This is a genomic window from Nocardioides sp. S5-5, from assembly GCF_054954065.1.
The window spans coordinates 1,415,437-1,425,546 of the sequence record NZ_CP199913.1; the positions used below are offsets into that span (position 1 = coordinate 1,415,437).

The following is a 10,110-nucleotide window of genomic DNA, read 5'->3' on the forward strand; positions in this document are numbered from 1 at the left end:
CTCAGACCACCCGCCACTCGTGGCGGCCGCGGCGCTCGAGCTCGTCGATCACGCGGTCCTCGATCCGCTCGACGACCGCATCCACGATCCGGTCGAGGGTGGCGCCGGTCGGCTCGGCCTCGTCGGGCGCCTCGGTCATCTCGGTCCAGGGGTCGGGTACGCCGCCCCGCCACGGGTCGGGACGGGAGGCCGACGCGTGGCTGTCGGTGCTGGTCGGATGGAACACGGCAGGACCTCCCGGGCTGCGGTCGGGCTCCCACCCGGGCGCTGGGCTCGATGCTGGGTGGGACGGGCTGACGGCGGATCCGGCGGCCGGCGTCGCGGCGAGGGGTGCCGCGGCGAGGGGTGCCGCGGCGAAGAGGTCGGCCGTGCGCTCCAGGAGCGAGCCGGCGCCGCTGCGGATCCGCTCGATGTCGGCAGCGGTGAACGTGGCCGGGACACCGGGTGCGCCGAGCGGCGCCGGGAGTGCGGGGCGCGCCGGGGATGCTGACGGGGGCGCTGTCGTGGCTGCCGGCGCCGTCGGGGTGCCGGCGGGGTCGCGGGTCACCGGCCCGGTCCGCGGCGGGGCGACCGGGAGGCTGCGCAGCAGGGCGGTCGAGGCGGGCCCGGCCGCGCCGGCGGGAGCCGGGTCGGGCTGGGCCGGGTCGGGCCGGGCCGGGCCGGCCGCCGAGAGAGCCGGCGCCATCGTGGGGAACGCCGGACCGCGCCGGCCGATGGCCATGCGGACCGGCGCCGCGAGCGCGGCGGTGCCCGTCTCCAGGATGCCTGCCTCGGCGCGCGGCTGGTCGCCCGGCGCGGGTGCCCAGGCCCCGCCGAACGCGGGTGCGGTTGCCGGTGCGGGCGTCGCGACCGGGCCGGCCGCTGCGGCCGTGTCGTCCGGTGCGGTCGCCACCTCGGGTGGGGCGGGCGAGGCCGGCTGGTCGGGAGCAGTGACGCCGGCCGGGCGCGATGCGGGGCTCCAGGGCGTCGGTGCCGGTGCCGGTGCCGGTGCGGCGGCTGGGGGAGCGGGAGCGGTCGTCGGCGGGGCTGGTCGCCGGCCGATCAGCGGCGCGCCGCCCGCCGTCTTCGGCGCGCGGGACGCCGCGGCGGCGACCCAGGGCGCGGTCGTGAAGGCGGCGGGCTGCGACGCCGGGCCACCGGCGGGTGCGGGAGGCGTCGCGGGCGCGGCGGCGGCGCCACCGGCGGGCGGCGCCGCGGTACGCAGGGCGCCGGCCGTCGCCGGACGGATCGGTGCGTCGGCGCCGAACCCGGTCGCCAGCGCGGTGTTCCTGCGGCCGTGCCGGGTCCAGCGGCGGATCACGAGCTGGTCCGGCATCGCCACGGCCGGCTCCGGTGCCGGCGAGCTCGGCACCGTGCCTCGGCGGGCGTGGCGGCGCACGGTCGGGCCGGCCGTGGGTCCCGAGGTGGTCGGCGTGGTCGGCGTGGTCGGCGTGGTCGGCGCGGTCGGCGGCGGCACGGTCGATGCCCCCGTGGCCGGCGCGGTCGCGGGGGGAGCGATTGTCGGGGGAGCTGCCGTGGGGGGAGCTGCCGCACCTCGCGTCGCGAGCAGCAGGGGACCGGGCAGGGCGGGCGCGCGATCGAGCAGCCCGACCGCGGCGGCGCGGATCGGGGTCGTCGGGGCCAGCGCCGTCGGAGTCGGGCCGGCGGCGGAGCCGGGCTGGGGCATCGCAGCCGTGGGGGCGCTCAGGGGCCGGGTGCGCAGCGGCCGGGACGCCAGGCTCCGGGAGAACCGCGTCGGCGTGGCCGCCAGGCTCCACGGCGCCCGCGGGCCCGGCGCGGCGGCCCGCTCAGCGGCGCCGGCAGGCACGGCCGCCGCGACGGAGGAGGGCACGGATGCGGCCGACGCGGGCGTGGCTGCGGCGGTCGGGGTCACCGGAGCCGTCGGGGTCGTGGCCGCCGAGGCACTCGGGGTGGCTGCCGGAGCGCTCGGGGTGGCTGCCGGAGCGCTCGGGGCGGCTGCCGGAGCACTCGGCGCGGCCGACGCGGACGCAGCCGGACGGCTGGGGGAGCGGCGGATCGTGGGTGCCGGGGCGGCGGGCCCCTCGACCGGGGGGCGCCGTACGGCGGTGAGCTTGTGGCGGTCGACCTGGGTGAGCATCGGCCCGGAGGCGGTGACCTCGGAGTGGCGGCGTACCCGGGCCTCGACCGAGGTGAGGTTGGTGAGCATGCCGCCGGGCGTGTAGCTCTGCTCGTCCTCGACCGTCCGCGCCGCGCGCGGCAGACCACGGCCGGGCAGGGTGCCGGCGCCCACCGACCGGGTGCCGCGCAGCCAGGGTGCGGGCCCGCCGGCCGGCGCACTTCCGGCGGGTCGGACGGCAGCCCCGTCCCCAGCCCGGTCTCCAGCCTGAGCCACCGGTCCGTCCGCCCCGTCCTGCGGCATCGGCGTCCACCAGCGCGGCGGGCGCATGTCGCCGGCCGAGAGCCCGGGGCCGCGCAGGGCGACGCGGACGTCGACGGGACGGGAGACGCCGTTGGCGAAGCGGCCGACCGAGCGGGCCAGGATGCCGACCTGGCGCTGGCCGGGGCGGACCGCCGCGCCGGGCAGCCGGAGCCGGCCGGCGGCGGCCCGGCCGAGCCGGGTCGCGTCGGTGGCCGGTGCGGCGTCCTCGGTCACGTCACGGTCCTGGCCCGGAACCCGTGGTGGGCGACCTCCAGCTCCTCCTCGAGCGGCGTCGGGCTGCCGATCGAGAAGTCCGGGCCGCGCCAGCGCACCGGGAAGACGTCGAGGAACTCCCACGAGCGCAGCCGGGCCCCGGTGGTGTCGATCGCGGTGACGGCGCCGGTGGACCGGGTCAGCTTGCTGCCCGCGGCGGCGAAGCCCTCGCCGGAGCTGCGCTCCAACCACTCGAACAGGGCGTTGCTGTCGGTCAGCCCCCGCTTGAAGAGCAGGTTCGGCCAGGTCATGCGCCCCGGCATCCGATGGGCGTAGGCGTTCTGCCCGCCCTCGGCGAACTCGTGGACCGCGACGGTCACCTGGAGGCCGTGGACCTCCCGGAAGACGCCGATCTCGGTGCCGTCGAGCTCGAAGACGAACCGGTTCGCCGCGGGGAGGTCGCCCCCCAGCGGGGTGACACTGCTACTGCCCATGCTCGCGCACCGCCTCCCAGGCTCGTTCGTTCAGGGCCACGACCGCCCGCACCATCCGGACCCGGTCCATGTGCTCGAGGTCCAGCAGCTCGCCCATCGACCAGTGCAGGTGGTAGGCCAGGTAGGCGATCTCCTGCCACAGGGCGTCGGTGGGGTAGCGCAACATGCCGTGGGCCTCAACCGTTCTTCCGCGGAAGCTCCTCGACGGCGTGCCGCAGGGTGGGACGGGACTCGGCGCCGACCTGGGCGGTGACCTGTGCGTCGGCGGACCGCTCAGCGGCGGGCTCGGCGGGCGCCGCCGGCTCCGGGGCGGCGGTCTGCCCCGGAACCGGCTGGTCGACCACCAGCTGGGTGCCCTGCTGGGCCTGCACGAGCGCGTCGAACTCGGCCTGGTTGCCGAAGTTGATCACGCCGTAGAAGTCCTGCAGGTAGGCCAGGTCCACCGCGAACAGACCCTCGATCTCGTGCATCGTCACCTGGGGCAGGCTGCCGAGCTCGCTGATCACGCGGGCGAGCACCAGCACGGTCAGCCGCGGGTCGTCCGGGCCGGTGACGCGCGGGTCCCGCAGCGGCTCCAACTCGTCGCGAGCCGTCGCCAGCCGCATGGTGCCGGTCCGATGCACCTGCCCGTCGTCGTCCACGTACCCCCGCGGGAGCGTGAACTCGTAGGTCGTCCGCAGGCCGCTCACTTGACGCGCGACAGGCTCTCGACGGTCAGCGTGATGGTCTCCTTGACCGGGTCGTTGGAGTCGATGCTGAGCTGGTCGGTCGAGATCTTGCTCGGCCACCCGTTGGTGAAGTTGAACCGGGCGATCTCCGCGTTGGTCGAGTCGTACATGACGATCGAGCCGTTCTTGCGGTTGTTGGACCGGTCGCTGAGCAGGATGCCCTTGTCCCGGATGTCGTTGAACCAGCCCCACATCTTGTCCTGGGTCGAGTCCGGGGGCGCCATCCGGACCAGGCTGATGTCGGGCGCCTTGGTGGCCTTGCCGAGCGTCTTGACCACCTGCACCTTCCCGTTCGGGCCGGCCTGCTCCATGCTCACGACGTCGACCTCGACGTCGAGGCCGGACACGCTGCTGAGGATGGAGACGACCGAGCCGTCGATCTCGAGGAAGAAGTTGCTGGAGACGATGGGGTCGTTGTTGATGAGTGCGTCGTTGGGCATGTCAGATCCTTGGTTCTCGTCTGCGCGTTGGGGTTAGGAGAGCGGCCGCTCAGGAGGCCGACTGCTTCTTCTGGCTGATCCGGAACACCACGAACTCCGCGGGCTTCACGGGCGCGATGCCGACCTCGACGACGAGCAGGCCGGCGTCGATCGACTCGGGCGGGTTCGTCTCGGCGTCGCACTTGACGTAGAACGCCTCGTCGGCGTTGGCGCCGAAGAGCGCGCCCGCCGACCACAGCCCGCGCAGGAAGGCGTTGAGGGTGCGCTTGACGCCCTCCCACAGGGTGATGTCGTTGGGCTCGAACACCGCCCACTGGGTGCCGGTCAGGATCGAGGCCTCGACCATGTTGAACAGCCGGCGCACGTTGATGTACTGCCAGTCGGTGTCGGAGGCCAGGGTCCGCGCACCCCAGACCCGGATGCCGCGGGTGCCGAACGGGCGGATGCAGTTGATGCCGATCGGGTTGAGCAGCGACTGCTCGTTCTGGGTGACATTGCGCTCGATGTCGAGGACGCCGCGCATGGTGTCGTTGGCGGGGGCCTTCCACACGCCGCGGGTCTCGTCGGTGCGGGCCCACACGCCGGCGATGTGGCCGGACGGCGGGATCAGCACCTCCCGGTCGCCGTTGACGCCGATCGGGTTGTCGACCTTGATCCAGGGGTAGTACAGCGCGGCGTACGCCGAGTCGTACATGGCGACGTCGCTGCGCCACTCCTTGATCTGCTGCGGGGTCATGCCCGGAGGCGCGTCCAGCACCGCCATCCGGTTGCCGTGCTGCTCGCAGTGGGAGATCAGCGCGGTCTGCACCGACTTCCACAGCGAGAGGTCGATCGTCCCGTCCTCCTGCGTGGCCGCGGTGACGAGGTCGGGCACCAGCACCATGGTGACGTCCTCGGCGACGGCGAGGCCGTTGATGCCGGCCCGCGCGGACTCGGAGCCGGCGAACTTGCGGCCGTTGACGGGCACCGGGACCGGGGCGGCCTTGACCAGGTCGTAGACGCCCGGGCGGATCAGCTCGAGCTGCCCGGAGAGGTCGACGTCCTTCTCGACCAGCAGGTCGACCTTGATCTTGGTCGAGGTGCCGTTGACCGCGGTCGCGACGCCGGTCGCGCCGCCGGAGAGGTCGAGGCCGGGGAAGGACTCGACAGGCTCGCCGCCCTCGAGGATGGTCATCGTGAACGTGGCGGCCGCGTCGTCGTCGGCGCCGGCGTCGTCGGTGCTGATCTGCACGGTGATGTCGGCGTCCGGCTCGAGGCTCTCGACCGCGACGGGCAGGCCGAGCGCCCGGTCGCTGGCGGGCAGCTCGACGCGGGAGGGCTCACCGGCCGGCTCGGCGTTGGGGACCCGGCAGATGTAGGCGATGCTGCCGCCGTTGGCGAAGTAGCCGTAGACCGACAGGGGGAGCATGCAGCCCGGGGTGAACCCGCCGTACAGCGCCTCGAACTGGTTCCAGCTGGTGACCAGGCGCGGGGCCAGGCCCTGGGGGTCGTTGGGGTCGTCGAGCGGCGCCCGCTCGGTGAACCCGACGAACGCGGCGACGGCTGTCGGTGCGGCCGAGAGCACCTTCTGTGACGAGACGACTTCTTCGACGTACACGCCGGGGGCGGTGTAGGTGGGCATGGCAACGGACTCGCTCTCGGGACGGTGGTGCTCGGGTGCTGGGGGGCCGAAAGAGCCGACCAGATCAATCGTGCTGCATGTCGAGGCGCGAAAAGTGCAAAACGACGAAACTGCTGCCGAGACACGCCGCGCTGTCGGTGATCTCGCACTCCCGAGCTGTGCGGGCGTCAGCCGGTCTGGGTGGTGAACTGCCCCGGTGCGATCACCTGGATCACGCCGCCCCAGGCGCAGTTGAGGGTGCAGCTGTTCTGCACGACCGGCAGCGAGCCGACCAGGGGCGACGGCGCGCCGCCCACCCAGGTGCCGACCGGCGCGGGCACGCACGGCATGGGCGTCAGGACGCCGAGTGCCGCGGAGGTCGCGGCCGCGACCTGAGGGTTGGCCAGCGAGCTGCACATCGCGAACGAGCCGATGTTGGCGAGGGGCAGGACGTCGGTGATGACGGCCACCGGCTGCTTGCCGATCATGGTCCGCTTCGTCGGCGGCACCGTCAGCGGTGCGGGGGAGACCCCGAAGCTGCACATCATCTGCGCGCCGTTCACGACGGGGAGGGGCATCGCGGGCTCCTGTCGGCATCGGTGGGGCGGGTCGGTGGGCGGGTCGGTGCTGTGGGTCGGTGGGGCGGGCTCAGCGCTCGCTGCCCTTGACGGAGGCGGTGAGCGGCTCGCCGGCGGTGGTGACGACGCAGAGCACGTCGCGGTCGTCCTCCTCCCAGCTGCGGGGCGAGGGCAGCAGGTAGGTGAAGAACAGGTCGGAGTCGAGGTAGTCCACCCCGACGTAGTCGCGGAACGCCTGGGCGCAGTGGCCGTCGGCGAAGGAGGTCAGGTCGTCCTCGCCCGGGAAGGTGCTGCCCTCCTTGTCGTAGGGCACCACGGCGTAGGCCTCGAGGGTGTGGGCGTCGGAGCAGGAGACCTGGTCGAGGTCGCCGACCTGGGCCTTGACCTGCTCCAGCGAGCGGAAGCACATCCCCGGCTCGACGTCGAACACCGAGGTGCCCTCGGTGTCGTCGTCGCCGAACCACCCGCAGCCCGCGAGCAGCAGGGCCGCCGCCGCGAGCAGCGCGGGTACGGCGGGCCTGGGACTCGACGTCATCGCCGGATCCGATCGGCCATGGCGGCGATCCGCTCGACGGCGGGCGCCTGGTCCTCCCACGAGAACGTGTCGGCCGCCACGGTGGCCCTGACCTGGACCGCCGGCCGCAGCGTCCCGCCCAGCGCCTGCCAGATCTCCCGTGGGGCGTGCCGGTCGTCGCCGAGGGAGATCCGCACCGTCGAGGACAGCCCCGGAGGGGTGATCGCGGCGGGGAGCATCTCGGTGCCGGCCAGCACGCTGACCAGGTCGCTGAGCAGCTGGTGCTCGTCACGGGGCCCGCCGGCCCAGGTGCTGATCAGGTAGCTGAGCTGGATCATCGGCTGCGGGCGGCGGAAGCGCCGGGCCTCGCCTTCCTCGGGCCGGGTCGCCGAGCGCGACGGGTCGGCGCTGCGCTGCACGTCGTACAGGAACAGGTTGACGGTGATCCGGGTCTGCTTGGCCGCCCACTCCCGGTCGGGGGTGGCGAAGGAGACCTCGCCGACGTCCTCGGTGAGGGAGAGCCGGTCGCGCACGAGCTGCTCGAGCGCGGCGTCGACGTTGCTGATGAACACGATGGGGGGAGGCCTCTGCTTCGACCGGTGCGAGGTCGTCCGACCTCTGGTGCCGGCCGCGGCCGGCATGGACGGCCAATGTAGTGCCGGGCCGCGACGATCCGCAGGCGGTCGGGCAGATCCGGGACGTTTTGACGATTCTCCTGCAGGATCGCGCCGTCGTTCCTAGGATGCGAGGCGCCCCCAACGCATGCTCACCGGCAGAGTCTCTCGCCGGGCCTCAAGCGTGCCTGAAATCAGGTGGAAGCCGATGCAGCTGTCGACCCCGCAGCGCGAGCTCGCCGCGGACCCCGGATCCGTCTCCCGGATCCAGGTGAAGGTCGTCAACACCGGCACCATCATCGACGGGCTGTCGGCCCGGCTGATCGGCGCGGACGGCGCGGAGGTGCATGCCGAGCCGGCCATGCTGCCGCTCTTCCCGGAGGCGGAGGGCGAGTTCGAGCTGACCGTGCGCCTGCCCGAGGCACAGCCGGCGGGCCGCCACCCGTTGACCGTGGAGGTGGTGTCCCACACCACCGGCGCCGTGCAGCACGCCGACGTCGACCTGGACGTGGCCGCGCGGCCGCTGCTCGGCGTGGTCCGGGAGCCGCGGATGGTGCGGGCACGCCGGTCCGGTCGCTTCGTGATCGCGCTGACCAACCACGGCAACGTCCCCCTGGACGTGGCCCTCTCCAGCACTCCCGGTGACGCCGGCACCAGCCTGCGCCTCTCGCCAGGGTCGCTGCGCCTGGAGGCGGGCACCACCACGTCGGTGATGGCAGTGGTCCGCGGGCCGCGGATGATCACCGGCTCGGAGATCGACCGGAGTGCCGGGATCGAGATCGTCGGCACCCCGGTCGGCGAGCACGTCGTGGAGGAGGACCCCTCCCTCAGTCACAGCACCACGGTGCAGCTGCGCCAACGACCGCTGATCAGCCGCGGCCTGCTCACCTTCTTGATCCTGGCGTCCGTGGTCGCGCTGTGGGCGGCGATCTTCCTCTTCGGTCTGATCAACGTCTTCGCGGGCGACCCGCTGACCAAGACGGCGCCGGCCTCCTTCTTCGCCGCGTCCGCACAGGGCGCCGAGGGGGCCGACGGGGCGGGCGGCGCGGGCGGCCCGGCCGACGCCCTGCCGAAGAGCGGCCTGCTGCCGCCGGGCGTCGGCGGTCAGATCGGCGGCACGGTCACCGCGCGCAGCGACGACAGCCCGGTCGGCCGGATCCTGGTGGAGGCCTACCGCACCGGCCGGGACGGCCGGATGGTCAAGGTCAGCTCGGGCGCGACCCAGAGCGACGGCAGCTACACGCTGGCCGGGCTCTTCCCGACGTCGTACCGGCTCAAGTTCTCGGCCAAGGGCTACGACACGGTCTGGTACGGCAGCCCGGCCGGTGGCCCGGCCGGTGGCCCGGTCGGCGGCCCGGTCGGCGGCGGGGGGCAGTCGGCGCCCGGCAGCGGCCGCGCCGAGGCGCAGGAGATCCTGGCCGCGGCGCAGGGCACCGTCGACGGCATCGACGTGGTCATCGGCGGCCGCGACGGCTCGATCTCGGGCAAGGTCGACCCCGGCGACTCGCTGGTCCCGGTCGCCACCACGGTGTCGGCCCGGCTGCTCAGCAGCGCCGCCGACGCTCCGCCGGCCGCGACCACGACGACCGACGGCGCGGGCGGCTACGTGCTGACCGGGCTGCAGGCGCCCGGCACCTACGAGCTCAGCTTCGTGGCGGCGGGCTATCGCCCCACGACGGTGACCCAGCGGCTCGCGGGCGGGGAGAACCGGATCCAGCCGACCGTGCTGCTCAGTGCCGGCGGCGGCCAGATCGCCGGCGTCGTCCGGGACGGAGCCGGACCGCTCGGCGGCGTCACCGTGACGACGACCGTCGACGGCGAGGCGGTCTCGGTGATGACTCCGACCGTGGGGGGCGTGGGCACCTATGCCCTCCAGAACCTGCCGACGCCCGGCACCTACGTCCTCACCTTCACCGCGGCGGGGCACGGCAGCCGCACCGAGACCGTCGCACTCGATCCGGGAGAGAGCCGCACCGGCTTCGACCAGGTGCTGACCGCCGGCACCGGGAGCGTGAGCGGCGTGGTCCGTGGCGCCTCCGGAGGCATCGGTGGCGTCACCGTCGTCGTCGGCGGCGCCGTGACCACCGACGGGAAGCCGCCGTCCACGACGACGCTGACCACGGGCAAGGTGGGCGGCTTCGCGTTCAGCGACCTGCCCGCGCCGGGTGACTACACGCTGACCGTCACCGCCCCGGGGTACGCCCCGGAGACCCGTCCGTTCAGCCTGTCGGCGGACGGCCCGGCCGCGACCGTGGACCTCCAGCTCACCACGCAGCTCGGCGACCTGCGGGGGAAGGTCACCCGCTCGGGCGGCGGGCTGCTCGACGGCGTCACGGTGACGGTGAGCAGCGGCACCGAGACCTTCCGGACCACGTCGAGCGGTCGCGGCGGCGCGCTGCCCAACGGCGGCTTCCTGGTCGCGGGACTCAAGCCCGGCTGGTACAGCGTCACCGCCACGATGCCGGGCTGGACCCAGCAGACCGGTCTGGTGCGGATCCGCGCCGGCAAGGACGCCGAGCTGGATCTCGTGCTCGAGGAGTCGAGCTGAG

General features: G+C 74.1%; 10 protein-coding genes. 1 reads left to right on the forward strand and 9 read right to left on the reverse strand.

The window, feature by feature from the left end:
- Position 1: 1 nt before the first annotated feature.
- From ACUP6Y_RS06725 to ACUP6Y_RS06765, 9 genes are all read right to left on the reverse strand, one after another.
- Positions 2 to 2,614 carry a hypothetical protein gene (locus ACUP6Y_RS06725; protein WP_462554975.1) on the reverse strand — a complete coding sequence of 871 codons (2,613 nt, stop codon included), beginning with the start codon at positions 2,612 to 2,614 and terminating at the stop codon, positions 2 to 4.
- A complete protein-coding gene (locus tag ACUP6Y_RS06730; protein WP_462554976.1) occupies positions 2,611 to 3,087 on the reverse strand; it encodes a phage tail protein in 477 nt (158 codons plus the stop codon). Before ACUP6Y_RS06730 ends, ACUP6Y_RS06725 begins: the two co-directional genes overlap by 4 nt.
- On the reverse strand, positions 3,077 to 3,253 hold the full coding sequence (locus ACUP6Y_RS06735; RefSeq protein ID WP_462554977.1) for a DUF6760 family protein: 177 nt from the start codon (positions 3,251 to 3,253) through the stop codon (positions 3,077 to 3,079). Before ACUP6Y_RS06735 ends, ACUP6Y_RS06730 begins: the two co-directional genes overlap by 11 nt.
- 10 nt (positions 3,254 to 3,263) lie before the next feature.
- Positions 3,264 to 3,776 carry a hypothetical protein gene (locus ACUP6Y_RS06740; RefSeq protein ID WP_462554979.1) on the reverse strand — a complete coding sequence of 171 codons (513 nt, stop codon included), beginning with the start codon at positions 3,774 to 3,776 and terminating at the stop codon, positions 3,264 to 3,266.
- Entirely contained in the window at positions 3,773 to 4,255 is a 483-nt protein-coding gene (locus tag ACUP6Y_RS06745; RefSeq protein WP_462554980.1) for a phage tail protein, read from the reverse strand. Before ACUP6Y_RS06745 ends, ACUP6Y_RS06740 begins: the two co-directional genes overlap by 4 nt.
- 49 nt (positions 4,256 to 4,304) lie before the next feature.
- Positions 4,305 to 5,876 (reverse strand): phage tail sheath family protein, encoded by a 1,572-nt coding sequence (locus ACUP6Y_RS06750; RefSeq protein WP_462554981.1) that lies wholly within the window; start codon positions 5,874 to 5,876, stop codon positions 4,305 to 4,307.
- A 167-nt stretch (positions 5,877 to 6,043) separates the two neighbouring features.
- Positions 6,044 to 6,433: a DUF4280 domain-containing protein gene (locus tag ACUP6Y_RS06755; RefSeq protein WP_462554983.1), complete on the reverse strand. Its 390-nt coding sequence runs from the start codon at positions 6,431 to 6,433 to the stop codon at positions 6,044 to 6,046.
- Positions 6,434 to 6,503: 70 nt separating this feature from the next.
- A complete protein-coding gene (locus tag ACUP6Y_RS06760; protein WP_462554984.1) occupies positions 6,504 to 6,968 on the reverse strand; it encodes a septum formation family protein in 465 nt (154 codons plus the stop codon).
- Entirely contained in the window at positions 6,965 to 7,519 is a 555-nt protein-coding gene (locus ACUP6Y_RS06765) for a Pvc16 family protein (RefSeq protein WP_462554985.1), read from the reverse strand. The genes ACUP6Y_RS06760 and ACUP6Y_RS06765 overlap by 4 nt, the downstream gene beginning before the upstream one ends.
- A gap of 250 nt (positions 7,520 to 7,769) precedes the next feature.
- Between ACUP6Y_RS06765 and ACUP6Y_RS06770 the strand changes: the two genes are divergently transcribed.
- Positions 7,770 to 10,109 (forward strand): carboxypeptidase regulatory-like domain-containing protein, encoded by a 2,340-nt coding sequence (locus ACUP6Y_RS06770; RefSeq protein WP_462554987.1) that lies wholly within the window; start codon positions 7,770 to 7,772, stop codon positions 10,107 to 10,109.
- The last annotated feature ends 1 nt before the right edge of the window (position 10,110 follow it).